This is a genomic window from Paenibacillus sp. 01T431 (assembly GCF_056398625.1).
On sequence record NZ_JBFTPT010000002.1, the window covers coordinates 134,669 to 160,016 of the forward strand.

Consider the following 25,348-nt stretch of genomic DNA (forward strand, 5'->3'; position numbering starts at 1 on the left):
CGAATTTTTAGCAAGCAATAAGATTTAGAGCAGATAAAGAGCATGGATATGCGTGTTGGTATTCATGCTCTTTCTTATACTCAAAATCGGATATTTGATAGGTAAATGAAGGGGTGATACACCATGAACGGCAATCGTTCTGTTCTTTCCGGATGGAGAGCTTATTTATATATTTTACCAATTCTTATCGTATCGGGTTTATTTTTGTACTATTGCATAGGATTTACGGTTTATACGAGCTTTCATTCTTGGAACGGCATTGACTCGGAGATGAAATATATCGGCTTTGATAACTATATCAAGCTGTTTGACGATAAGTCTTACCATATCGCACTGCGAAATAATCTCGTGTTCTTTATTTTTACAGTGGGCATTCAAGCGGCGCTTGGGTTAATGCTGGCGATACTGCTTCGCGCGAAGCTGCGGGGCCATTCCATCTTCAGATCGGTCTATTTCATACCGACCATTATGGCACCGATCATTATTGCTGCTATATTCCGTATCATTATGGATACAAACTTCGGCAGTCTAAATGAAGGATTGCGCGCTTTGGGGCTAGATTTTCTAGCTGTATCCTGGCTTGGCGATCCCAAATATGCACTCATGTCGATCATTATCGTCAATATTTTTGAATGGATGGGCTTTAGTATGACGCTTTATTATTCAGCGCTTCTAGCCATTCCAGATGAAATCTATGAATCAGCAAAAATTGACGGCTCTGGCTTCTGGAGGACGCTGTTCAAAATTACGGTTCCGCTCGTTGGCGGCACAACGTCTACACTCGTCATTCTTGGTATTGTCGGCTCGCTCAAAACGTTCGACATCGTATCGCTGCTTACTGGCGGCGGGCCGGGGCGCTCGACAGAGTTTCTGACTACCTATGTGTATAAGAAGGCGATTGAGGAGTTTAATGGCGGGATGTCCGCTGCTGCAGGAGTGACCATTCTCATCATCGCTCTCATACTTGCCGTGCTGCAAATACAGTATACGAACCGTCAACAACGTGATTTATAACCGTAAGGGGTGAGCTCAAATGTTTATTAATTTACGCAAATTAGATAAATGGATCATTCAAGCCGTGTTAGCCATAGTTGCGGTTGTTTGGTTGTATCCGCTTGTACAATCCGTCATTAAATCGCTCGGCATCAATGGGTTTGGCAATTATCTTGCCGTTATCAATCACCCAAAGGTCAATTATTTCCTAGTTGTTTTCAATAGCTTTTTTATCGCGGTATGCACAACTCTCGCAGTAGGTTTGCTAGCTACACTAGCTGCTTATGCATTCTCAAAAATGCAATTCAAAATGAAAAACGTCCTGTTTTATTCGCTGGTTGCCTGCTTGGCTATTCCTGCGACAGCGGTCATGTCACCGCTCTTTTTTACAGCAAAAACACTTGGCATTATGAATAGCTATTCTGGCGTCATTTTGCCATTGGTCGCATTCAACGCACCGTTCATGCTTCTTATTCTCAAAAACTATTTCGATTCCATTCCGAATGCGATTCTGGAAGCGGGCATGATTGATGGCTGCACATCCTTCCGAATGTACAGAACGATCATGATCCCGCTTGGCATACCTGCTATTATTAATATTGCAGTGCTTACATTTATCTACTCATGGAATGACTATATCATTCCGCTGCTCCTTATTCGTGATGAAGAGATGTATACCGTTACGCTGGCTACGCAATTTTTTACGGGTACAACAAATCAGACGCCAGAAATGGTCGCACAGCTTTATGCAGCGCTTATTTTGATGACTATTCCTTCAATTATTGTTTATATGTTCGGTCAGAATGCAATGAAATCAGGCTTAACGGCAGGCGCAGTAAAAAGCTAATTAATGAGCTAGTAGATAAGCTGGAGGAGGACTATTATTATGGCTAAAAACATACCATCTATCGGACTGCCGCATCATGGCGGCGCATCGTATTTGAATCCGCTGAAGATCGGAGCGGGCGCAGGGCAGCAGGAGCCGCTGACGCTCGTGCATCCCGATCCTTACCTTTTGAAATTTAACGGTCGTTATTATACCTATGCAACCGCGAAAGCTGGCGTAGTTGTGCTGCGCTCCAATGATCTTGTAAGCTGGGAGCACTTAGGCTATGGATTTCAGCTGGAAGGGCATAAGGAATATTGGGCGCCAGCCGCTGTATATGAGAATGGCCGCTTTTACTTATACGTATCATCAATGCCAATTACGGAAGATGATGTGCATGAAGAGCGATTAATGGTTGCCGTTTCAGATACACCGGAAGGCCCATTCGAATACGTGCGAACGTTTTATGACACGTTTTCATTGGATGCGCATGTCGTGAAGGACGAGCAAGGCGATTATTATATGTTTTACTCCAATAATGAATATTCAGGCGTAGATCGTGATCGTGCGGGCACAGTCATCCTGGTCGATAAAATGCTTGATTTGGTTACGCCAGCCGGTGAACCGCAAATTGTCGTATTGCCTACTATTGATGAGGAAATCTATGAGGAAAATCGGTTTGGCGACGGCCGTGACTGGCATACGATCGAGGGTGCTTTTTATTTGAAGCGCGGCACGAAGCACTATATGATGTACAGCGGAAATGCATATGTACGCCCGAATTATTTTTTAGGTTATTCGGTGGCAGACGGCAGCAAAGGCCAGCCGCTTCATGAGCTGGAATGGAACAAGTATCCTTCCGATGATCAATATGAGCCGCTTCTTCGCAAAAATGATGTTGTCGAGGGCGTAGGCCACAATTCCGTGGTGAGAGCTCCAAACAACGTAGATTCATGGGTGTTTTACCACGGCCGGAATGCTGACGATGTTCTTGACATGGACCGTGAGCAGCGGACGATGCGAGCAGATCCTCTGCTTTGGAGCGGTGATCGGCTCTATATTGCCGGCCCGACTTATACGCCGCAGACAGCGCCGGCGCAGCCAACATTCCGTGATTTATTTGACGGTAGTGAAGAAGGTCTAGGCGAGTTGTGGCAAGCAGCTGCGGGCAGCTGGACAAGAGCAAATGGCGAAGCGCTTCAGACGAACCGTGCTGTTATCGCCGGGGCAGTCACGAAGTCTGCATACAGCCACTATGTTCTTGAAGCAAGCGTGAAATGGTCGAAGGATCATACCGGCGGTTTATATGGCATTTATGCCGCATATCAGGACGAAAGCAATTACGTGTCGGTCTTATTGGATGTCGGACGTAGAGTATTGCGCGCTCATGCCGTATATAAAGGCATTCAGCATGAAGCAATCGAGCATGCTTTGCCAGAGAGCTTTAACTTTGCCGTATACCATTTGCTTCGTGTGGAGAAAACGGGAGACAACTATCGTATTCAGCTTGATGAGGTTACTGTAATAGATAAGCAATTCCCGATTGCAAGCGGCAGCGTAGGTTTGCAAACGCGCTATACAGCTGCTTCCTTCGCAGGTTTTGAGGTTACACGCCATTTGGCGTTAACGGATGCGAGCAGCACCGCATTTGCTGAGCAGCTAGAGCGGACAAGCGGCGATGGCATCTGCCATGTCAGCGGCGGCGAGCTTCACTGCCGCAGCAAGCAAGGGCTGCGTACAGCTTGGTTATTGGACACACTAAGCGATGCTGCCTCAGGCGAGGCTTACCGTTTTGATACCGATATTCTCGTGAAGCGCTCATCCGAATATGGTGTCTATGCCGCTTATTCGGATGAGCGCAACTCAGTAGAAGCGGTATTAAATCGTACCGCCAGTTCGATAACCGTATCGTCATGTATTGATGGAGAGGCATCTGTTTTGTCCAGCGTTACTTTAGATGCGGCAGACTTCGATTGGACGGTCTGGCATACGCTTTCGAGTACGGTCGTTAACGGCTGCTTGACCATTCGACTGGACGATCAAGTCGTATTTGCAGGTGCTGTATCCAGCCTTGCAGGCTTGCCTGGTCTGGTGGGCGCAGGTGAAGCTTCATTCCGTGAAACACGGTATACGATGCTTTAATAAGTGAATGTTGTCATGATGGATTAATGAAATAATGGGTCTGTTTCTCTAGGTCGCGAGTGACCTTTAGGGACGGGCTCTTCTTTTTTTATAGCAAATCTACTAATTTTTTGTGAGTTTTAATAGCAAGGAGATTATTTTGGCTACGACTGGGAAAGAATAGAGGTGAAGGTCATTAATAGAACGATGGGAATGATCGATATGATGAATGTTCATTGGCGCCTTGCTGAGCTGTGGCTGCTGCAGGAGAAACGGAGCTTAACGGAGCAAGAAAGCTCAGAGCTAAACGCCTGCATGAAATTGAATGCCAAGTACGCACAAAGACTTGCCGAACAATATAATTTTGGCTATATGGCGAGCATGACAGGTGACGAGGTTTGGCTTCAGGAAATCGCAGTCGAAATTGACAAGCTGGAGAGAACTAATGAATGCAAGCGTCCTTTGTTTTTTGAAGGCAAAACGGAGAAGTAAGCAAGAAACGGCTTATTAATGTGGGCGTATTGGTATGAAAAAAGCAATCGACAAACTATCATTCACTAGTAATAAAGCTAGAATATAGGTTATTATGATAGTGATGATTCACATGTAGGGCATTCTAATTAAGAGGTGATAGGTTATGGCTTTTCAGTCCGCAAACATCTTTGTGAATTTACCGATTAAAGATTTGAATAAGACAGTCGATTTTTTTACTAAATTAGGGTTTGAGTTCAACCCCCAATTTACGGATGAGAAAGCTACCTGTATGATCATCGGACCTAATATTTTTGCTATGCTGCTGGTTGAGCAGTACTTCCAAACGTTTATTGATAAAGAAATTGCAGATCCATCAAAAACAGCTGAGGTCATATTGACATTATCCGCCGAAAGCAAAGAGCAAGTGGATGAGATTGTGAATAAGGCTTTGGAAGCTGGCGGTAAACCTGCTAAAGATCCAATCGACCATGGATTTATGTATAACTGGAGCTTTCAAGATATAAATAATCATCTATGGGAACTAGTGTATATGGACCCAAGTGTGATCGAACAAGGGTAATCTGGAGCAATAGGCAAGTAATGCAGGGGTTGTCTTAAACGTAGATTTATCTGCGTTTTGGACAGCCCCTGCTTTGTTTTGTTAATCGAGCTTAGACTGCGTGAATCCCAAAGCGCTGCTCTGCTGGGGCTTCGTTCACCTATTATTTGGATTGCACCACTATTTTCAGTTAACGAACCCAGCAGCTCTTATTTAAACCATTTGTCTTGAATTAAAAGTGTAGCGAACTCCAGCGTCCTTATTTCGAGAAAAACAGCTCAGGACATCCAATACAGCATGCTATAACGTTAATAGGGTTCGTTAAAATTCAAAACATGGCATTTTGTTCACAATAAGCATGATACAGTTCGTTAGAGTTGTGATCTGCGGAGGGTTAGCCGGCATCTCGTTCCCAGTTTGCAAGACCCCTTGAAGATGACATCAACCTCTGGTTATTAGTTATGACGGGAAAACAGTTCCCATAAAAGCTCACGCCGGCTGTTTACGCCGGTTTTGGTGAAAATCGACTTTAAATGGTCTTGAACGGTATAGGCAGAAATATGAAGAGACTTAGCAATTTCTTTAGTTGAAAATGCTTTGATGATCCGCTCTATAACCTCCTTCTCGCGAGAAGAAAGGGCGTATGCCTCTGATATAAGCGGAACAATATCGGATGGTTTAGCTGGCTCGATAAATACCGCAAGCTGGGTCAAACCATTTGTCCCATCCAGCCTGCTCGCAAGCAAGGATAAATAATGACCGCTCGGCATCCGAATACATACTTTTGCTGACTTTGTTTCATCCGATGAAAAGGCTGACTTCGCCAGCGCCCGAGAGCAAACAGCTCTAATCGGTCTTGGCAGTGTATCGCCTTCTAATTGCTCTAAGCCTCTTAAGGCGGAAAGCCAGCGGCGGGCAGTATCATTGGAGGAATTGAATTGAAGCTGCTCGGACAGCACCAAGAAGCCAGGCTCCTCTAAGCCTGCAACACCCTCGGTCGACGGAAGCTCCAAAGCGTATTTTTTTAATGCTTTGGCTAAAATCGGAGCGACAGCGACGATAAACAAAATTTCCGACTCAAGGAAAAAAGGCTCTCCTGACTTACGGAACAACGTCAAATATCCCCAGCATGAACCCTCGCAAAGCAAAGCAGCACGCAGCTCGTCTCCGAATCCAGCAGGCAGCAGAACCTCTTGATAACGACCGCTTCGCCCCAAGTGGCCCTCAGTGGCTTTGCTTAAGGAGGCTGCTGCCATTTCTGCCTGGGCTAACTGCTCATAGCTGTTGTAATCCTCATGCAAATATTCATATTCAAATAATTGATGATGAATCGCTTCCACAGCCTCATCTGTTGTCGCCCCGATCGAGAGCAGAGTCATCGGATCAACAGAAGTGCAGCAAGCTCCAGCATAAGGCACGGCTTCTCTGATGATGGATAAGGCCGCTTCGCGATAAGCTTGTGATGTTATTGAAGCAACGGACAACTTATTTAATCGCTGCTTGACCGTATCTATAGTTAAAGACATACGCAGTCTCCTTAATTTCTGATTCGGAATCCCACATTTATGGGATGGTCGTTTATTTTATCTCTACTATAATTGAGAATAATTCTTAATTCATTTTACATAATGGATGGGACGATGAACAGCTTTGCTGCTGCTTATAAATTAGACGGCTATGTTGATTTAAGAGAGGATAAGGGGACAGCTATGAAAACAGACATCATTGTAGTAGGCGGTTACGGCCATGTGGGCGGGAAAATATGCAATCAGCTGGCGATTCATTATCCAGGCAACGTGTATGCGGCAGGCAGAAGTCTAGCGCGAGCGGAGCAATTTTGCCAGAGCGGTGGCGGGAAGGTAAAGCCGCTTCGGATTTCAGTGGAAGAACCGCTTAAGGAACACCAGCTTGAACGAGTAAAGCTTGTTGTAATGTGTTTGGATCAGATGGATACTGCCTTTGCGGAAGCTTGTTTGCACGCTGGCGCGGATTATGTAGACGTATCGGCGAATGGTGCTTTTTTTGCAGCGATGGAGCAATTGAATAAAAGCGTGAACGATCAGCAAGGTACCGCTCTATTAAGCGTTGGGCTGGCGCCAGGCCTGACGAATCTGCTGGCGCTTAAGGCCGTGCAGTCGATGGATGAAGTGCAACGGATTGATATCGGCATTATGCTGGGTCTTGGAGACGCGCATGGCAAAGCAGCTATCGAATGGACAGTCGATAGTCTCTCACGGTCATTTCATATTACGGAATCAGGCAGCGCACGAAGAGTCAGCAGCTTTACGGAAGGGCTTAAAACAGATTTTGGCGCTGATTTAAAAGTCCGAACAGCCTATCGCTTCCCATTTTCCGACCAAGAAACACTACCTCATACATTAGGCGTACCATCAGTATCTACGAGGTTATGCTTTGATTCACGGATCGTCACCAGCACGATAGCACTCTTTAAGGGATTAGGATTCGATCGTCTGCTGCGATTAAAACCGATGAGAAGTTTGGCGATTCAATTACTCGGTAAGCTTAGAGTCGGTTCTGCTCGTTATGCGGTAAAAATGACAGGTTACGGTGTTAAATCAGGAGTGGAGACGTTAATCGAATATGGGCTGCAGGGTATAGAGGAGGCTGAAATTACAGCACAAGCGGCAATTGCGGTTGCCATTGCTGTATACAGCTCGAATCTGCCAAAAGGAGTTTATCATATTGAGCAATTATTTGAGCTCGATCTCTATGAAACAAAGCTTGAGCTGCGTTTAAAAGAGGACGAGAACAAGCTTTCAATCGCTGCTATTTCCAATATCGAGAGCTGGACTAGAATGAATATGTAGTTTTTCAGCTGATTGATTTGGTATAATTAGCATTAAATTCCTAAAATGCTGAATCGGATTTACGATAGGGAGATGGAGCTGAGCATGGATAAACAATCGATGATTGCTTTCATTTTGGAAGAATATGCGTTCGTAAAGGAGGATAACCGCGCACAGTTTGATGCGATTATTCTGCGTTTATCCGGTCATAAGGGCGGGATATCGTTGGAGAGCTTGTCGGCGTGGGAAGAAGATGACCTTACGCAGCTGTACCAAATTCTGTCTGGGCATAAACTGACTCGTGAATACGTACCGGATATCATTCAAGCCTACGCCAGCATCGATAGGGCAAATTTGCCATCGGAAATATCGTTTGGGCCGATCGTCAAAACGGAACAAAAATGGGATAAGCCGCGTATTCATCGGCAATATGGCAACTATGAGGTGCCGCAGGCGATTAATCGGCTGTATGAGCTGGAGTCAGAGCTCGGGAGAGCAATGGATCTAGAGCTGGGGCTTATCATGCAAAAATATGACTTCCGCTATCCATGTACGCCGCCTGATTTTATTCCTTTCGCCAGCTCTGGTTGTGATGGCATTCATTATTGTTTTGTAACGGATTTCGGAGCTGTCAAAGATTTGGAGCAAGCTTATATAGCTGTCGTATCGCCAATGGATTTTGACTCGGAAATATGGCTTGTTGCCAAAAATATTAAGGATTTCCTTCGTCTTATTATTACAGATAGAAGTCTACTATATAATAACCCTGCGACATTTGATGATTTCTTTAAAAAGATGCGAGAGCAGAAAAATGAAAGCTTGGCGGATGAGCATTCAGCGGCGCTGCAAAGGCTGAAAGAGCTTTTTGGACTGCGTGAAATTACTGACTTGGAACAGTATATGCAAAGTGTACGTGAGGAAAGGGCGCAAGCGATTTGCATGCAAACGCTGGATTCGATTGGTGTTGCACCGCTTTTGGGTCAGGTTGATTATATCGCTGAAGGGCCGCTCTCTATTGATTGGGATGATAGGCGGGCGCTCGATGCAATGGTTGAAGAGGCAACCCCGGAGAGAAAGCTTGCTTTCCTTCGTGATGCGCAGCACAAGAAATTAATTTTGGAAGACAGACGGATGCTTAGACGCTGCAAGCGCGTATTGTCGGAGCTGGAGTTATATCATGAACTGAGTAATTTGCTTGAACTGGTTGACTAATAAAATTAAAAATAAATGAGGAGTGTGTTCTCGATAAATCTATTGTTTGTATGCAGCAGAAACAAGTGGCGAAGCTTGACTGCGGAAACGATTTTTCAAGGTGTTGGCGGCCATGAGGTGAGGTCCGCTGGTACGGAAGAGAATGCCCGGATTAAGGTGACAGCAGGTCATATTGGCTGGGCTGAATATATTTTTGCAATGGAGAAAAAACATATTCGAAGGCTGCAAAGCAAGTTTGGCCATGCGCTTTCGGGCAAGCAGCTAATCTGTCTTCATATACCAGATGAATTCGAATACATGAACGAAGATTTAATTGATTTGCTTCGTTCGAGTGCAGCTTCCTATCTCAGCGATTTGGGCTAATGATTAATGCTTTTGTTCGATGGCGAGCAGAAGCTTATACAAAGAATGGGCTCCGAGCAGTTGGTTTCTATTGACTCGATTTAGAAATTGCATCGATTCACGCGCTATTTTTATCGCATTTTCTACCTGGTTATCGTCTACTTCTTTCAGCACCTGCTGAATGATCTCAAGCGACCATACCGCCGCCTTGAAGGTGCGAATAATTAAGATTTGACGCAGGTTTGCTGGACTGAAGATGCGGTAGCCATTTTCCTTGTTGCGATTAACAATTAGGAGACCCATCTTCTCCCAATGACGAATAGCGGAGCTTGGTATGGTTGTTGCCTCGGATACTTCCCCAATGGTCATCCCTTTTCTTTTCCTTGCTCTATGCAGCAAATGAATTTCATCTGTCTCCAGCGCAAGAATCGTTTTATCGGCGATCGTTTTGTCACGGTGAAGCTCTGCCTGTGCACGGTTTACAAGCCATAACGCTTCATCAATCTCGCCTTGGATCAGTTTAATCATCACTTCTTTGGTAAGCGTCATTCCAAAACCTTCATTCATCGCTCTTATGCACTCAAAGTAAGCGACGTGTTCTGCTGTATATATGCGATAACCGTTTGTCCCTCGTTCAACCGGTGGAATGATGCCCCAATCCTCGTAGTGCCTCAGCGCGTTAGTACTAATATTTAATCTCCTGGCAATATCAATCGGCCGAATAATCACAAAAAAACACCTCCGAACATTTTCTAAAAACATTAAACAACCATGAGAACCTTTTTGTCAACGAAACGGGTTTAAATAGGGTGTTTATTTGCGTAACCTTCTCACTTGCATCAATGTAGTATGCTGGAATAAATGCTGGAAAAGCGCTCTAAATAGGCGAAGCGTTGCTTACCCCAAAAATTTATTGTCAATGAGGAGGACATGCATGAACGATACGATAGTCATTACAGGTGCACGCGAAAATAACTTGAAAAACATTTCACTCTCAATCCCCAAATACAAATTGGTTGTGTTGACAGGGCCCTCAGGCTCCGGCAAATCAACGCTTGCCATGGACACGCTGCAAAGGGAATGTCAGAGGCAGTATATGGAGTCAATGGGGATGGTATCGGATTCCATAAGCAAGCCGAAGGTGGAATCGATAGCTGGACTTTCTCCTTCCATCAGCATCGGTCAGCACGTCACCAATCGCAATCCGCGTTCTACGGTTGGTACGGTTACAGATATTTATACGTATTTGCGTTTTGTCTACTCCAGGCTTAGCAGCCGTAAATGCAGCAGCTGCGGTACAACTATATCGCCTGTATTAAATGAAGAGAATGATATCGCAGATGCAGAGGAAGAGGAGGGACGCCAGACGATCGTATGCCCGGGCTGCAATAAGGAACATGAGAAGCTCGGAATGGCTCATTTTTCTTTCAATAAGCCGGAGGGAGCCTGCGAAACCTGCAGTGGGTTAGGACATGTTGCCACGCTTGACTTAGAAGCGGTATTCAATCTAGAGCTGAGTTTTCGCGGCGGCTGTGTGACTTACCTGTACGAAGTACAACTCGAATATTATGAAGTCATTTTAAAGGCTGCAGGGAACCATTATGGATTTACATTTGATCTCGACCTGCCATTAAAGGATTATACGGAAATCCAGCGTGATCTGCTGTATTACGGCGTGGAGAGCGATGCATTCATGAGGCATTTTCCTCTTGCAGCGCCGCCAAAAACAGTCGGAAAAGGCAAGTTTGAAGGCATTGTAACTGGAATGTGGAGAAGGTATAAAGAGAAGGAAAGCGAGCAAGGGGCAGCAGAAAAGGAAAACGATTATTTTAAGCAAGACGGGTGTACGGATTGCAAGGGCATGCGTCTAAAAAAAGAAAGCCGGTCAGCTTTAGTGGCAGGAGCTTCGATATCAGAAGTATCCACTTGGTCATTGGAGGATTTGCTTACTTGGACCAAGCAGCTTCAGGATGCTGTGCCTCCTCAGGGCCGGCCGCTGCTTGCGCCTGTCATGACCGATATGCCGATACGTTTGGAGAGAATCATCGATGTTGGCCTTAGTTATTTATCTCTGGATCGACAGACCGTCTCCCTGTCAGGCGGGGAAGCTCAGCGTCTGCGATTAGCGTCACTCCTTGGGTCCGGACTTACTGGGGTGCTCTATATATTGGATGAGCCAACAACAGGTCTACATCCGCGCGATACAGCAGGTTTGCTTCGCGTTCTCATGCAGCTGCGCGATTTGGGCAACACGGTACTCGTTATTGAGCATGATATCGAGGTCATGAGAGCTGCAGATCATATTATCGATATCGGTCCAGGAGCAGGATATTTAGGTGGGACCGTCGTTGGCGAAGGCAGCTTGGAGGAGCTGATCGCAAGTGAGAGTTCCGTTACAGGTACCTATTTGCGTCAGGAAAGCTTGCCAGCGGCGGTACGGACAAGAAGGTCAGGCGACGGTAAACAGCTGTCGATTGTCCATGCACATGCTCGTAATTTGAAAGGGTTTGACGTTGCTTTTCCGCTTGGCTGTCTCATCTCGGTGACGGGAGTGTCTGGCTCAGGCAAATCGACCTTGTTATTTGATTTGCTTGCGGAGGGAGGGCAGGGGAAACCACGTATTGCAGGCTGCGACAGCATTGCGGGCTTTGAGCATATCGGAAATCAAATTACGGTCGATCAGTCACCATTAGGCCGTATGCAGCGCTCAAATATTGCGACTTATACAGAAGTATTTACACAGCTGCGAAATTTATATGCAGGGCTGCCAGAGGCGAAGCGCAATCAGCTTACCTCGAAGCATTTTTCATTCAATACACCAGGGGGACGCTGCGAGACTTGCCAAGGACTTGGCGTATTATCGGTAGACATGAGTTTTCTCCCTAATCTCGAAATTCGCTGCACGGCTTGCAAAGGAAAACGATTCAAAGATGAAGTGCTGCGAGTCACCTACGAGGGTTATTCGATATCGGATTTGCTTGATATGACGGTTGAAGAGAGCAGATCTGTGTTTAAAAATAAAGCAAAAATTGCGAGCATGACCGAGCTGCTGTGTGAAGTGGGGTTAGGCTATCTGCAATGGGGACAGTCGGTAAAAACGTTGTCCGGCGGAGAAGGTCAGCGAATTAAGCTGGCTAGGGAGCTGAACAAGAGATCGAACAAACATACCCTTTATTTGCTGGATGAGCCAACAACGGGCTTGCATCTAGCGGACGTTGAACAGCTGCTTGCTCTACTCAATAAATTAGTGGATGCCGGCAATACGGTCATTCTGGTTGAGCATAGCTTGGAACTTATCCGGGAATCCGATTGGGTCATCGATATAGGGCCCGAAGGCGGTGCAGAAGGCGGCAATCTTGTCGCAGCAGGAACGCCAGAGCAAGTAGCGGCTGTTGCAGCTTCCTATACAGGACAGTTTTTGAAAAAAGCGCTGGCTGGCGGATTGTAGACATATATAAAAAGGAGCTGTCAACGTCGATTGCGTTGGCAGCTCCCTTATTCGCTATTCGGCAGCGAGCTCTAAAATCCGCTCATTCACATGATCAGAATATAATCCGCCATGGTAGCAGATGACTGTGTTTATGTCGTATTGCGTTAATTTTTTGATGGATTTTTTTGCGGTATCCGGGTCGAGGCAATAATGTGGTGTCGGTCCTAGCAGCTGGTCGTTTTCAACGATTAGAGCATCAGCTGCAATTAACGTTTTGCTAGCAGTATGATAAAGGCTAAGATGTCCGGGCGTATGCCCAGGTGTGCCAATGACGATAATTCCTCCGCAATACGGCAATTGTTGCCCATCCGTAATGATAACATCGACATTCGCTTTAGGCGGATTCTCCAACGTCTTCCTGAATGCGGCTCGCCATTCCTCAGGCACCTCTGCCGGCAAGGCTTTGACAGCTTGCTCAATCGATTCTGGTGTAACTTTGAGCAAATGTGCTTCACCTTGAATGTAAGGAGCTTCTACTTTATCCGCAAGCACCTCCGCCTTATGAGGCAATTCCTGCAAAATCGCAGGCAAGCTTCCAATGTGGTCAAGGTCTTGATGGGTAATAATGATTTTGTTAAGACGCTCAAACGCAAGTCCAGCACGCTCCATTTGCTCCTTTATTAATGGCAGCTGCCCCGGATAGCCAGTATCCACTAAGATCACGGTGTCGTTATCCCAAATTAAAGTGGGATAAATCGTTTCCATTCGACCCATCATGACCGCTGATATTGGCATCATATTAACGCCGCTTGCAATGTTCATTTTAACCCTCCGCTACTGTTTAGAAGTTTTTGCTGCAGGTGAGTTGCTCATTTCAAGTAACATCGTACCAATAGTTAAAACGTATGTAAATAGTAAAATATTATATTATACCACAAAAATAATTATTTGTCAATATGCAATAGTAGCGTTTTTGATGAAATAACGTTTCATCTCACGAATCATATATTCACGCCCAATGGGGCCCCAAGGGTCCCATTCTCTAGAATCGGGATAATGTGCTCAAGCGCATTGTTTTTGTAAATGGGATGCGTGATGCGCTCATCACATTGGAACTGCAAGCGATCGTAAAATAACTCCGTAAAGGTATGTTCACTATTTCCATAAAGGCGGCAATTATTTGGCAGCAGTCTTATGATTACCCATTTTCCTTGTTTTGTAACCGAAGCAAGCTTTTTTCTTGCGTCCTGCTCGGCCATGATCATTTGCCGAATGATGATTTATTTAATTGCTTGAAAAAAGGGTGTAAATCCCTTTCGCCTCGTATTAGTCGGCATAGGTGTGGCTTCCTTGTTGTCGGCGATGACGACATTTATGCTTGTTTATAGCCCTGCCTATTATGCCAGATCCTCCTATATTTGGCTGACCAGAACAGTTTATGACACAACCTGGACCTATGTAAGGAACCTTTTACCATGGACCTTCGTCTTAATGGTTATCGCACTCGATTTATCTATTTATTATATCGGACACGAAATAACAGGTAGCAATGAATTTTTTTGGAGAAAGGAAGTGTGCATTTGAAGCGTGGCTACATCATTATGATTGGCGTCGTAGTTGTGGCTGCTGCAATTTTGATGTTTTTGTTTCGGGTAAATGAGAATCAGGTTACCGTCCAGCGCATGCTTGATTTCGAGCAGGCAGAGCCGACCTCGCAAGTGGTGTGGGAGGATCGAGAGTCGATTCGAGCATTCGAATATGCGTTCCGATTTGGAAAGCAGATGAAGGGAAAGGTCGATATCGCGGCACCACCCTATTCTGTAATCTTAGGGGACTCGCGTTACCTGCTTTGGATATCAGAGAGCAGCGAGCATGGGAATTTCATGAAGCCAGGTGATACTGGAACGCTTTATCGATTAGGGAAATCATCCACGAATAAGATTTGGACTTTGCTGGAAGATGCGTATTCGGTGAGTGGTTATGGCAAAGATGGAGCAGACGAGCAAGTAGACGGAGAACAGCAGAATACACAGAGCATGTCGCCATCACCTATAATCGAGTCTTCCACTCCCATTCCTATGCAGTCGTCTGAGTCGCCGAATAACGAAGTACTCGAGCCTGCGTATTTGGAAAGCTCAGCTTTCACGGAAGAAGAGAAGCCGCTTATCGAGCTAATTAATTTGCGAATAAAGTATATGCATGAGAAAAAATGGGATGATTTTTTAAACTTGTACACGGAAAGTGCACGCAAGTCACGCGAAGATTCAAGTGGCATTACCGGATTCACAATTACAAGCATAAAGGTCGAACAACCAATAGCTATTAAAGAGCAAAAGTCGTTGTTTGAGGCTGTCGTTCAAGTTTCGGAGATCAGGAACAATGAAGACAGCGGTGGAAGCTCAGTGTATGTGTTCCATAAGAGCAAGGAAAAAGGTGCTGAATGGCGTATAGCTGATGTAGATTAATCGTTAATTAGCGGATTCACACCGTTATAGACGCAACACGGAGTCTACAATAAAGATATAAAAATAGCGGCAGCAATTGTGTGTATACCCTCGTCATAGGCTGGATAGCCGGAAATGAGAGTGGTTTACATCATTGCTGCCGCTATTTTCGTTAACCTTTTAAACGGTTGTGAATTCTACCTCGATATGAATAACCTCAGACCGGCTGCCAATTCGTACTGGCGGTCCCCAAGTTCCGAAGCCCGATGATACGATGGCATGCAGTCCGCCTTTTTTTAAATAACCCCAATCGAGCTCAAACAGCTTTCTCGTTATCAGATGATTAGGCATCATCTGGCCGCGATGGGTGTGGCCGGATACGGAGATGTCGATGCCGTTATCCGCTGCGCTTGCGATGTCGGAAGGCTGATGATCGAGCATGATTAGCGGTCTAGATTGATCTAGAGGAGCGACAAGCTCCTGAATAGGCAGCCTTCCTTTGCCGCTGAATCCCGCAGCCGCCTTATCTTTACGTCCGATGACATAGAAGCTGTCAGCAATGAGCGCCGTCTCGTCCATAAGGACACGAATGCCGATTGCATCCATTGCCGCAATAAATTCCGGCACTTTCCGGCCAATGTATTCGTGATTTCCAGTTACGGCGTAAACGCCTAGTGGCGCTTTGAGCTTGCCAAGTTCAGTTGACATGTTTTTGCGAAGAAAAGGCTCAATATCATCATCAAGAATATCGCCAGGAAGCAGGATAAGATCCGGCTTAATTTCTTCAACCTTATTCACCAGCCTAACTAAATGCCGATTGCCTACGATTGTACCCAAATGAAGATCAGAAGCCATGGCGATGCGCAATTTCTTCAATTTTCCAGCAGGTTTTGGCACTTGAACGTGATAGGTTCGAACAATTGGGCTCCATGCATTCCATGAACCGCGGATAAGGAGTACAGCCATAATAAGCAAAGTCAGTCCGCCTACACCTACAATATAGATTGATTTTTCAGCGCCAGCTGCTTTTAAGATAAGGGCAACAACATTGGCAGGCGGCAAAATGATTACGGCGTATTCCAATACGGCAAACCAGTAGGAACCAATCAGCTTCAATACCTCGGCAACCGGTTTAAAAGGCGCACGGTAAGCGAGCCGGCCGATAATGTATGAAAATGCAATGACACTAGCAATGATCGTATACACTGTCGCATTTTCGAAATGAAATAAATGAGATAAGAACAGCCACCCATTCCAGCCAATATAGAAGGAAATGCCGCTGTATAAGAGCAAAACACCAAAAACAATAGCAACAACACGCAGCTTCATCCATCAACGCTCCCTAGCTCTTAATCTGCTTTCTTATAAGCTGAACCTACTATATCACACCGAGAATATAGCAGTAAAATTCACAAGAATAGCAGGAATAGATTGCTAATCGCCAAGTGTTTCAATACGATAGGAAGGATGCGAAATCGATTCATAAACGTTATACAGCATGCTGGGAGTTAAGGCTGCAGGCGTTGCGCAGGCTGCGAGCCTATGGTATCGTTTCGTCATAATGATTGATGCGAATGAGGCATCTAAATGGAATGGAGCGAATAATCCGAATGAAATCGCTTGTACTGGCAGAAAAACCGAGTGTGGCGAAGGAAATAGCCCGTGTACTCGGCTGCGGACAGAAACATAAAGGCTACATGGAAGGCCCTAAATATGTTGTAACTTGGGCGCTGGGACATTTGGTGACACTGGCTGAACCTGAGGATTACGATCCGAAATATAAAACTTGGAATTTGGAAGATTTGCCGCTGCTTCCGCCAAAAATGAATTTAAAAATTATGAAGGAAACATCACAGCAATATCGTACAGTAGCTCAGCTTTGTAAACGTCAAGATATTAGTGAGCTTATCATCGCTACGGATGCTGGCCGAGAAGGCGAGTTAGTCGCTCGTTGGATTATGGAGCTTGTTCATTGGCGCAAGCCGTTTAAGCGTCTTTGGATTTCATCTCAGACGGACAAAGCGATAAAGGACGGCTTCAACACCTTGAAGCCAGGCAAGGACTATAACAATTTGTATGCTTCGGCCGTTTGCCGAGCAGAAGCGGATTGGTTGATTGGATTAAACGTGACGAGAGCATTAACGACCAAATACAACGCACAGCTAGCAGCTGGACGCGTGCAAACGCCAACGCTTGCCATGCTGATGGAGCGGGAACAAGAAATACAATCGTTTCAATCGCAGCCATATTGGAATGTGTCCGCTGATTTTGGCTCATTCTCTGCGCATTGGCGGGAGCAGGATGCACATGATGGAAGAGTATGGAGCCGTGCTGATGCTGATGCGATCGCCGCTCGTCTTAAGCAGGGAACTGCAAAGGTAAGCAAGCTTCGCACCTTGGAGAAATCGGAGCCGCATCCTCAGGCCTATGACCTTACTGAGCTGCAGCGGGATGCAAATAAACGTCTGGGCTTCTCGGCCAAACAAACGTCCAACGTGCTTCAGAAGCTTTACGAGCAGCATAAGCTGGTTACGTATCCGCGTACAGATTCCAGATATTTGTCGAGCGATATGGTTCCTACCTTAAAGGGACGTTTAGAGAGCATCGCTGTTGGCCCCTACACACAGCTGGCTCGCAAGCTTGTCAGAATGCAGATTCCGATAACGAAGCGAATTGTGGACGACAGTAAAGTAACAGATCATCATGCTATTATTCCTACAGAACAATTCGTAAACTTGTCTGCTCTAAGCAATGATGAGCGCCGATTATACGATTTAATCGTAAAACGGTTTATTTCATTATTTTATGGACCTTATCGCTACGATGAGACGAGTGTCGTGCTTGCTGTAGGCAAGGATATGTTATACGCAAAAGGGAAGATCGAGAAAGAAAAGGGCTGGAAGGAAATTTATCAATCAGATGCGTATTCTTCCGTTCAAGATGAGGATGACGACGACGGAGCGGGCTCAGGTCAAGGGAAATCCGACGGACAGCCTGCTCAGCTGCTTCCGCCGCTATCCATCGGACAATCGCTCCCTGTGAAGCAGGAAAAGGTACGCGAGCTTCGCACTATGCCGCCAGCACGCTATACAGAAGCGACACTGCTTACTCGCATGGAGAAGCACAGTCTTGGAACACCGGCAACAAGAGCTGATATTATTGAAAAGCTGCTCGGAACAGATACGATAACTCGGACGCAAAACAAGCTGATGCCAACGGGAAAAGGAAAGCAGCTGATTGAACTCGTAGTAAACGAGCTCAGAAGTCCTGATTTAACAGCAAAATGGGAGCAGGAGCTGGAGCGTATTGCGAAAGGTAAAGGCGACCCGGCTGCCTTTATGAAAAATGTTAGACAGCAGGCTGCGAAATGGGTTTCTGAGGTTATTACTGAGACGAAGGAATATAAACCGCATAATTTGACCCATTCACGTTGTCCTGAATGCGAGAAGCCGTTGCTCGAAATTAACGGAAAACGAGGCAAATCGCTCGTCTGCTCAGATCGTGAATGCGGCTATCGCCGTTCAGCAGAGCCAATGCTCTCCAATAAGCGCTGCCCGCAATGCCATAAGAAAATGGAGATTAAAGACGGCAAAGCAGGTAAATTTGCACAATGCAAACCATGCAATGTCATCGAAATGCTTGGCGATAAGCAAAGCGGCAAAGTGAATCGCAAGCAAAACCAGAAACTGATTGAACAGTATAGCGATAATACGTCGATGTCCAATAGCTTGGCAGATAAGCTTAAGGCAGCACTCGAGAAACAATCAGGCAAATAAATTAGAGAAAACCGGCAAGCAACCCTTAAAGGGCTGCTTGCCGGTTTTTTTTGTGAAAAGAAAAAATAAAATACCACTTTACAAACCGACCAACGGTCTGTATTATAGAGACATAAACAAACCGACCGACGGTCTGCTGGCCTTTTAAATAAGTTATCGTCGATTGCAACTAATAATAAACAATTAACAATAAAGGAGGCTGCTTATGATAGATTACACTGCAAATGCGAGTTATAAATTATTGTTGGAAACAGCAGAGCAGCTCATTCGGGAAAAAGGCTGCCGACATACCACATTGCAGCAAATTATGCTTAGTACCGGATTGTCCAAAGGTGCCATCTATCATTATGTAAAAAGCAAGGAAGAGCTTTTTGGACTTATATTGGCTTCGCAAGTAGAGCTCATTAATGATTCCTTCCTGCTTACGATAGAGAAAAGCTGCAGTCTTACAGCTCCATTGCTTGCTATTACTGAGGGGCTTGATCGGCTTCAGCAGAAGGATAGTGTGGCTAACCAAATCTTAACTTATTTGCTTAGTCAGAAGGATAAGCCAGGTATTGCAAATGTGCTCCAGCAATTTCACGAGCGTTCAACAGCGACCTTGCTCGAGTGGATAGAAAGCGGACAAAAAGAGGGTCTCATTGCTCAAACCGTGGATGCGCGTAAAGCAGCGGAGCAAGGCGTAATGCTGTCATACGGCATGTGCGTTCGGAACATTATGTTAGCCGACACGCTTTCATCACCAGCTCGTGCATTCGAGAAAGAAGATTTTTATACATTTATGCTGCTCATTTTACAAGACGGAACTTCTGAATAGTGTCAAAGAGAATCACGACAAGGATAAGTACCGATGATTAGATTACTTGCAATTATTTTATTAACTGAAACGGTGGTGGAGCCAAAGTGAGCTCAAACAAAAAAATACTTATCATTCAAGGAAATCCCAACCCTACCAGCTATTGCAGCTCTTTGGCAAAGGCTTATGCTGACGGCGCGGTGCAGGGGGGCGCTGAGGTTCGAATCATACATCTGCATGAGCTAAGCTTTAATCCTAATCTTGCCTTCGGCTATGCGAAGCGTACAGAGCTTGAACCGGATTTGCTAGAAGCTCAAGCATCGATTAAGTGGGCGGATCATCTCGTCTTTATTTATCCGACTTGGTGGGGGACGCTGCCGGCTTTGCTCAAAGGTTTTTTGGATCGGGTGCTGCTGCCAGGTTTCGCTTTTAAATATCGTGAAGGCTCTATATTTTGGGATAAGCTGTTGTCTGGCAAAACAGCTCGCTTGATCGTTACACTGGATACACCAGTTTGGTACAACCGCTTTGTATACGGTCAGCCAGGGCATCGCGCAATGAAGAAAGCAACACTTCAATTTTGTGGAATTAATCCAGTACGGATTACGAATATTGGTCCAGTAAAAGGTTCTACGGATACGAAACGAGGCAAATGGCTAGCGATTGTTGGTAAGCTTGGTAATAAAGGCTCCTAACCTATGTCATTCATCCAAGAGACAGATAGTGTTCTGTCATATGCTATGGATGAAGAGGTAGGAAAGGGGAAAGATTTCATTGGGTGATAATCAGGGTAGGCAATTAGCTAGCAAATGGGCTAAGACGGCAATACTGCTCTCTCATTCCAGCATCGCACCGCACATTCCTCCAACTAGGAGATTTACGGCCAATAACCTCAGAAGCATGTTGGATACACATCAAATGGTTGTTGTTAAGCCAGTAGTCGGTGCTGGCGGACACGGCGTTATAAAGGTTACGCGAGACGGCGATGGGTATACCTATACTTATTATTCGCAGACGAAACGATTCGCTAGTTTTGCGGCTTTAGTAGGATCGCTTAACAATCAACGTAAAGGCCGTGCTTATATTATTCAAAAAGGGATATATTTGGCAACGGTGGACGGCAGGCCTATTGATTACCGAGTAAAATATGTGAAGACGGATAACGGCTGGGTCTATCGTGCAATTGTAGGGCGAATTGCTAGAAAAGGGCTGTTCGTAACTAATTTATGCCGAGGCGGCACATTGGTTTCAGCAGCAGACGGGATTAGCAGATCCCTTTCTTCAGCACAGGTAGGGGAAAAGAAGCGGAAGATGCGTGAGCTTACCGTATTATCGACAAATGTGCTTGAAGCCAAGTACCCCGGAATTGGCCAGTTAGGGTTTGATTACGGTATTGATAAACAAGGTAAAATATGGATATTTGAAGTGAATACAAGGCCGCAATAACAGGCAAACAAAAGGATGCGTAGAAGTGGAAATCACTTCTTAGCATCCTTTTGTTCAATATAAGAAAGTAGATTGTTTTCTCATACTTCTCTTATATTTCTCCGTCAAAGCGACTTCAGCATCCAGAGGGTGCCGAAGCCGTTTTTGCTTTATTCATAGCTAAAGATCGGGCTTGGTCTCATTTTGGCGGAAAAACTCTCCGTTACGAAGCCCGTCGACGAATTGCTGAAGCCAGCTGTAATACTCAATACCGTGGCGCAGTTTGTTCAAGTCCTTTAGGCATAGGAGCCGCTCCTCAGCCTCCGTATCAATATCTAAGATGATTTCAGACAACGGAGGAATAACCTCATTTATTGCACCGAGCATGACATCGATCTCGCGCTGCAGCTTAGCAGCAAAGAAGTTTTGGAAGGCTTGGAAAAAGTCAGTCTCCGCTACATATAAATCTTTGCGTTCCAGTTTTTCATCCAATTTCATTATCATCTTTGAATCCATCAAGGATCGAACGGCATAGCTCATATTGCTTTTGCTCATATTCATTTGCTGCTTCATTTCTTCAAGTGTCATCGGTTTATCTTCAAAAAACATGATGCCGTAAAGCTGTCCGAATGAATAATTAGCACCATATAAATCCATCGTCTGGGCAATAGCGTCTATTATTTTTCCTCTTATTTGCTCCTGAGTCGTGGGCAAACTATTCTGATCGCTGGTGGAAGCTCTTTTCACAACATCACCTACAAGATTAAGATTTTATGATTCATTATACAGCAACAATATTAGTTGAAAGTGAATCTTTCAGGAAAACAACTCTTTTACAAGATCTTTATCAGACGTTAACGTTCAGATAATGTGGCTGTTCTAAACTGAGTGTACAATAATTTTTGAACAATAGAGGTGAAAATGAGTTATTAATGATAATTATAGCAAACATTAAGAAAAAATTGAACGATAAACAGGAGATGATAAAACGCGATATGGCTAAGGAATGGAAGGCTCTATTGTTCACGCTGCCGGCTATGATTCCATTGATTGTATTTTGGTTGATCCCGCTGGGAACTATTTTTTATTTGAGCTTTACGGATTGGGATTTTATGAGTCCCGTTAAAACATTTGTAGGTTTTGAAAACTATATTTATTTGTTCAATAATTCAGCATTCTATCAATCCCTTGGCGTAACACTCCTCTTTTGTCTTGGTAGTGTGCTTCCGGTGATGGCTTTTGGACTCGCGCTTGCGTTGTTGCTAAACCGGAAGATGAAGGGCTCCGTTATATACCGGACGTTATTGTTCTCTCCTTGGGTTACACCAACGGTTGCTGTATCTATTGTATGGTCTTGGATATTCGAGCCAAAAGTAGGAATGGCCAATACGGTGCTGAGATGGTTCGGCTTTGACGGAATTGGCTGGCTTCAAGATACGAGATGGGCGCTTGCAGGGGTGCTGATCGTTACCATCTGGAAGCTGATGGGCTGGTCGATGGTGTTTTTCTTAGTCGCCTTGCAAAATTTGCCGCGAGAGCTGTTGCAGGCTGGAGAGCTGGACGGGGCGGGAAGCTGGAGCAAGCTTAGATATATTACGATTCCGCTAATATCGCCAACGACCTTTTTTCTTTTTATTGTACAAACGATATCGGCGCTGCAAGCTTATGACCAAATTAACGTGTTAACGCAGGGTGGCCCGGCCGGCTCAACAAGAACGCTTCTATATATGTATTATCAATCGGCTTTTGAGTCGTTTGATATCGGAGAAGCTTCCTCTGTGGCGGTTGTGCTCGTAGCTATCTGTATGGTGCTGTCGATCGTATCCTTTGCCATCAGCCGTAAAACCGTTCATTACAGCTCATAATCGTCAACCGATGGAGAGGAGAAAGATTGTTATGCAAGCTCAAAATGTTTTTCGACGTACGATCAGGCATTTGTTATTGCTGCTCTTCAGTGCCGTTATGGCCTTTCCATTCTATTGGATGATTACAAGCGCGCTCAAAACAAATGATGAAATATGGCAATTCCCGCCCACCTTCTGGCCAAGTTCTCCTCAGTGGAGCAATTTTTTGGCGGCTTGGCTAGAAGCGCCTTTCTGGCGGTATTTAACGAATAGCATTCTCGTAGCTTCAGTCATTGTTCTGCTGCAGGCACTGAATTCTGCGATGATGGCTTATGCTTTGACGCATATGCGATTTCGATTGAAGAAAGCCATCACAGCAATCATAATGCTTGGTTATATGATTCCTAGCACAGCGGTTTACTTGCCGAGCTATATGATTTTGGCCAAGCTCCACCTGCTCGATTCCTATGCTGGCCTTATTTTATCCAACTGCGTCAGCGTCTTTTCCATTTTTTTAATCAGACAAGCTTTTTTACAGGTGTCGCATGAACTGGTAGAAGCAGGGCAAATCGATGGTGCGTCATCAATGCGGATTTTATGGTCGATTCTTATTCCGGTGACGCGTTCCTCCTTCATTGTACTCGCTCTTATTACGTTCATTGAACATTATAATAACTATTTTTGGCCGATGCTGATTACGAAAAATCCGAATCTGCAGCTTGTCTCGGCCGGCCTTAGAAGCTTCTTTGTGGAAGGAGGAGCCTATGGCTTGAAGTGGCCGCTTATTATGGCGGCAAGTTCCTTTACGATTATCCCGCTGCTTGTGCTGTTTCTTTTTGCGCAGAAGACGATTATGAAGAGCTTCAATATGTCAGTTGGCGTGAACAAAGGGTAGAAAATAGGCATTGCTTGTTGTTTTATACAAATCGAGTGGAGGAATCAATTACAATGTTGAAAATGAAGCAAGGTCTAGCTCTGATGATGGTAACCAGTTTTGCGGTGCTGGCAGCGTGTGGACAAACAGCAGGAAATACGAAAACGAATAATGGAGCTAATGCAGATCCAACCAATGAGGCAAGCGAAGCTCCTGCTCCTAAAGAGCCAGTTACGATTGAGTTCTGGTATGGGCTTGGCGGCAAGCTTGGCGAAACGATGAAGGGAAAAATCGACTTATTCAACAACTCGCAGCAGGAGGTAATCGTGAAAGGCATTGCCCAAGCGGATTATTCCGAAACCGAGCAGAAGCTTCAAGCTGCGATTGCAGCGAAGCAAGCGCCTGCTGCTGTTCTTTCCTCTAATATGAACTGGGCAAAAAAAGGATTATTCGCTGACATGAGCGAATTAATTGGTGCTGAGTCTTCTTTCAATAAAGAAGACTTTGTACAAACATTTCTTGAGCAAGGACAGCTGGACGGCAAACAATATTTCCTACCGATGTATGGCACGACGCAGGTCATGTATTATCGCAAGGACGCACTTGAGAAGAGCGGACTTACAACAGAAGATTTTAAGACATGGGAAAGCTTAGCTGCTTCGGCGTCGAAGATGGCGGTTAAAGCGAATGGAAAAACAAGCTTCTACGGCTGGGAGCCGATGTGGGGCATGGAAAATATGATGGATGCTGTATTAGGCAAAGGCGGTACCGTTCTAAGTGATGATGGCAAAACCGTGATGATTGACTCTCCGGAATGGGTAGAGACATGGGAGATGTTCCGCAAATGGATTCATGAAGATAAAGTGATGACGATCCACTCCGGCGGCCAAGGATGGGAATATTGGTACAAAACGATCGACGATGTTATGAAGGGACAAGCTGCAGGCTATACGGGCTCAAGCGGCGATCAAGGTGATCTTGATTTCAATATCGTTGGGGCGATGGAGCAACCGGGCTGGGACGGCATAGGTGCAGGCAAACCTGTTGCAAGTGCAATTATGGCAGGTATTCCAGCTGGCGTTAGTGAAGAACAAAAAGAGGCGGCATACAAATGGCTTACGTTCTTCTCTGAAACGAAAAATACCGCATCATGGTCGATTGGTACGGGCTATATCGCAGTTCGCTCATCCGCACTTGAGGACGAGGAATACAAAGCATTCAGCGAGAAAAACCCTCAAATTAAAGTGCCGCTTATGCAGGCAGCTCATGCATCTGCGCCATTCCAGGACCCGACAGGCGGCAAAATAAACGATGCGCTTAAGATTGCAGCTGATAAAGTGCAAATCGGAAATGTTTCTGCTGAGAAAGCGCTCAAGGAAGCGAAGGAAGCAGCACAGAAGGAGCTCGACAGATTAAAATAGGAGG

Annotated in this window: 24 protein-coding genes and 1 pseudogene; 18 read left to right on the top strand and 7 right to left on the bottom strand. The window is 45.3% G+C overall.

Translation table 11 applies throughout. The annotated features are described in order from the left end of the window. The first annotated feature begins 123 nt into the window (after window positions 1-123). The 5 genes from AC1DM9_RS03235 to AC1DM9_RS03255 all read left to right on the top strand — a co-directional run bounded on the left by AC1DM9_RS03235 (window position 124) and on the right by AC1DM9_RS03255 (window position 4,994). Window positions 124-1,014: a carbohydrate ABC transporter permease gene (locus AC1DM9_RS03235; RefSeq protein ID WP_339204444.1), complete on the top strand. Its 891-nt coding sequence runs from the start codon at window positions 124-126 to the stop codon at window positions 1,012-1,014. A 19-nt stretch (window positions 1,015-1,033) separates the two neighbouring features. Beyond that, a complete protein-coding gene (locus AC1DM9_RS03240) occupies window positions 1,034-1,840 on the top strand; it encodes a carbohydrate ABC transporter permease (protein WP_339204443.1) in 807 nt (268 codons plus the stop codon). A 39-nt stretch (window positions 1,841-1,879) separates the two neighbouring features. Continuing rightward, window positions 1,880-3,961, top strand: a complete 2,082-nt coding sequence (locus AC1DM9_RS03245; RefSeq protein WP_477578508.1) for a glycoside hydrolase family 43 protein — start codon at window positions 1,880-1,882, stop codon at window positions 3,959-3,961. 165 nt (window positions 3,962-4,126) lie between these two features. Continuing rightward, window positions 4,127-4,432: a DUF7667 family protein gene (locus AC1DM9_RS03250; RefSeq protein ID WP_477509021.1), complete on the top strand. Its 306-nt coding sequence runs from the start codon at window positions 4,127-4,129 to the stop codon at window positions 4,430-4,432. A 145-nt stretch (window positions 4,433-4,577) separates the two neighbouring features. After that, window positions 4,578-4,994 (top strand): VOC family protein, encoded by a 417-nt coding sequence (locus AC1DM9_RS03255; protein ID WP_076267544.1) that lies wholly within the window; start codon window positions 4,578-4,580, stop codon window positions 4,992-4,994. A gap of 434 nt (window positions 4,995-5,428) precedes the next feature. Here the strand turns inward: AC1DM9_RS03255 and AC1DM9_RS03260 are convergent, their stop codons facing one another. After that, complete coding sequence (locus AC1DM9_RS03260) at window positions 5,429-6,499, bottom strand: helix-turn-helix transcriptional regulator (RefSeq protein WP_477578510.1); 1,071 nt, start codon at window positions 6,497-6,499, stop codon at window positions 5,429-5,431. A 102-nt stretch (window positions 6,500-6,601) separates the two neighbouring features. On the opposite strand from AC1DM9_RS03260, the gene AC1DM9_RS03265 reads away from it, so the two are divergent. From AC1DM9_RS03265 to AC1DM9_RS03275, 3 genes are read left to right on the top strand one after another with little or no spacing between them, the layout of a single operon-like run. Beyond that, on the top strand, window positions 6,602-7,801 hold the full coding sequence (locus AC1DM9_RS03265) for a saccharopine dehydrogenase family protein (protein ID WP_477578512.1): 1,200 nt from the start codon (window positions 6,602-6,604) through the stop codon (window positions 7,799-7,801). A gap of 45 nt (window positions 7,802-7,846) precedes the next feature. Continuing rightward, entirely contained in the window at window positions 7,847-8,992 is a 1,146-nt protein-coding gene (locus tag AC1DM9_RS03270; protein ID WP_477578514.1) for a hypothetical protein, read from the top strand. A gap of 15 nt (window positions 8,993-9,007) precedes the next feature. Further along, window positions 9,008-9,355 (top strand): low molecular weight protein tyrosine phosphatase family protein, encoded by a 348-nt coding sequence (locus AC1DM9_RS03275; protein WP_477578516.1) that lies wholly within the window; start codon window positions 9,008-9,010, stop codon window positions 9,353-9,355. A 3-nt stretch (window positions 9,356-9,358) separates the two neighbouring features. Here AC1DM9_RS03275 and AC1DM9_RS03280 read toward each other — a convergent pair whose 3' ends face one another. Continuing rightward, window positions 9,359-10,063 (bottom strand): MerR family transcriptional regulator, encoded by a 705-nt coding sequence (locus AC1DM9_RS03280; protein WP_477578518.1) that lies wholly within the window; start codon window positions 10,061-10,063, stop codon window positions 9,359-9,361. Between the two features lie 205 nt (window positions 10,064-10,268). On the opposite strand from AC1DM9_RS03280, the gene uvrA reads away from it, so the two are divergent. Then, window positions 10,269-12,782 carry an excinuclease ABC subunit UvrA gene (uvrA, locus tag AC1DM9_RS03285; RefSeq protein WP_477578520.1) on the top strand — a complete coding sequence of 838 codons (2,514 nt, stop codon included), beginning with the start codon at window positions 10,269-10,271 and terminating at the stop codon, window positions 12,780-12,782. Between the two features lie 54 nt (window positions 12,783-12,836). On the opposite strand, the gene AC1DM9_RS03290 is transcribed toward uvrA, so the two are convergent. Together AC1DM9_RS03290 and AC1DM9_RS03295 are read right to left on the bottom strand one after the other, a co-directional pair. Next, complete coding sequence (locus AC1DM9_RS03290; protein WP_076267549.1) at window positions 12,837-13,586, bottom strand: MBL fold metallo-hydrolase; 750 nt, start codon at window positions 13,584-13,586, stop codon at window positions 12,837-12,839. Between the two features lie 179 nt (window positions 13,587-13,765). Then, on the bottom strand, window positions 13,766-14,029 hold the full coding sequence (locus AC1DM9_RS03295) for a hypothetical protein (RefSeq protein WP_477578523.1): 264 nt from the start codon (window positions 14,027-14,029) through the stop codon (window positions 13,766-13,768). Window positions 14,030-14,075: 46 nt separating this feature from the next. Between AC1DM9_RS03295 and AC1DM9_RS03300 the strand changes: the two are divergent. Together AC1DM9_RS03300 and AC1DM9_RS03305 are read left to right on the top strand one after the other, a co-directional pair. Continuing rightward, a pseudogene (locus AC1DM9_RS03300) lies at window positions 14,076-14,348 on the top strand (iron chelate uptake ABC transporter family permease subunit); the annotation flags it as partial. Then, window positions 14,339-15,229 (top strand): YhfM domain-containing protein, encoded by an 891-nt coding sequence (locus tag AC1DM9_RS03305; RefSeq protein ID WP_477578524.1) that lies wholly within the window; start codon window positions 14,339-14,341, stop codon window positions 15,227-15,229. The pseudogene AC1DM9_RS03300 and the gene AC1DM9_RS03305, both read left to right, overlap by 10 nt. Before the next feature lie 159 nt (window positions 15,230-15,388). On the opposite strand, the gene AC1DM9_RS03310 is transcribed toward AC1DM9_RS03305, so the two are convergent. Both AC1DM9_RS03310 and AC1DM9_RS03315 read right to left on the bottom strand, forming a co-directional pair. Beyond that, a complete protein-coding gene (locus AC1DM9_RS03310) occupies window positions 15,389-16,537 on the bottom strand; it encodes a metallophosphoesterase (protein ID WP_441876726.1) in 1,149 nt (382 codons plus the stop codon). A 105-nt stretch (window positions 16,538-16,642) separates the two neighbouring features. Beyond that, the gene (locus tag AC1DM9_RS03315; RefSeq protein WP_477578526.1) at window positions 16,643-16,768 is read right to left on the bottom strand and encodes a hypothetical protein; all 126 of its coding nucleotides are present in this window, start codon (window positions 16,766-16,768) and stop codon (window positions 16,643-16,645) included. A 50-nt stretch (window positions 16,769-16,818) separates the two neighbouring features. On the opposite strand from AC1DM9_RS03315, the gene AC1DM9_RS03320 reads away from it, so the two are divergent. The 4 genes from AC1DM9_RS03320 to AC1DM9_RS03335 all read left to right on the top strand — a co-directional run bounded on the left by AC1DM9_RS03320 (window position 16,819) and on the right by AC1DM9_RS03335 (window position 21,226). Beyond that, the gene (locus AC1DM9_RS03320) at window positions 16,819-18,984 is read left to right on the top strand and encodes a DNA topoisomerase III (protein ID WP_477578888.1); all 2,166 of its coding nucleotides are present in this window, start codon (window positions 16,819-16,821) and stop codon (window positions 18,982-18,984) included. A gap of 205 nt (window positions 18,985-19,189) precedes the next feature. Continuing rightward, on the top strand, window positions 19,190-19,801 hold the full coding sequence (locus AC1DM9_RS03325) for a TetR/AcrR family transcriptional regulator (RefSeq protein ID WP_477578528.1): 612 nt from the start codon (window positions 19,190-19,192) through the stop codon (window positions 19,799-19,801). A gap of 86 nt (window positions 19,802-19,887) precedes the next feature. After that, entirely contained in the window at window positions 19,888-20,475 is a 588-nt protein-coding gene (locus AC1DM9_RS03330) for an NAD(P)H-dependent oxidoreductase (protein WP_339204430.1), read from the top strand. Between the two features lie 79 nt (window positions 20,476-20,554). After that, window positions 20,555-21,226 (top strand): YheC/YheD family protein, encoded by a 672-nt coding sequence (locus AC1DM9_RS03335; RefSeq protein ID WP_477578530.1) that lies wholly within the window; start codon window positions 20,555-20,557, stop codon window positions 21,224-21,226. A gap of 159 nt (window positions 21,227-21,385) precedes the next feature. On the opposite strand, the gene AC1DM9_RS03340 is transcribed toward AC1DM9_RS03335, so the two are convergent. Then, complete coding sequence (locus AC1DM9_RS03340; protein WP_477509009.1) at window positions 21,386-21,952, bottom strand: GbsR/MarR family transcriptional regulator; 567 nt, start codon at window positions 21,950-21,952, stop codon at window positions 21,386-21,388. A 248-nt stretch (window positions 21,953-22,200) separates the two neighbouring features. Between AC1DM9_RS03340 and AC1DM9_RS03345 the strand changes: the two genes are divergently transcribed. The 3 genes from AC1DM9_RS03345 to AC1DM9_RS03355 are packed head-to-tail and all read left to right on the top strand — an operon-like array spanning window position 22,201 to window position 25,344. Beyond that, on the top strand, window positions 22,201-23,070 hold the full coding sequence (locus AC1DM9_RS03345) for a carbohydrate ABC transporter permease (RefSeq protein ID WP_441876741.1): 870 nt from the start codon (window positions 22,201-22,203) through the stop codon (window positions 23,068-23,070). 31 nt (window positions 23,071-23,101) lie between these two features. Then, window positions 23,102-23,944 (top strand): carbohydrate ABC transporter permease, encoded by an 843-nt coding sequence (locus AC1DM9_RS03350; protein ID WP_076267558.1) that lies wholly within the window; start codon window positions 23,102-23,104, stop codon window positions 23,942-23,944. A 53-nt stretch (window positions 23,945-23,997) separates the two neighbouring features. Further along, window positions 23,998-25,344, top strand: coding sequence for an extracellular solute-binding protein (locus tag AC1DM9_RS03355; protein ID WP_477578533.1), 1,347 nt, complete (start codon window positions 23,998-24,000; stop codon window positions 25,342-25,344). The last annotated feature ends 4 nt before the right edge of the window (window positions 25,345-25,348 follow it).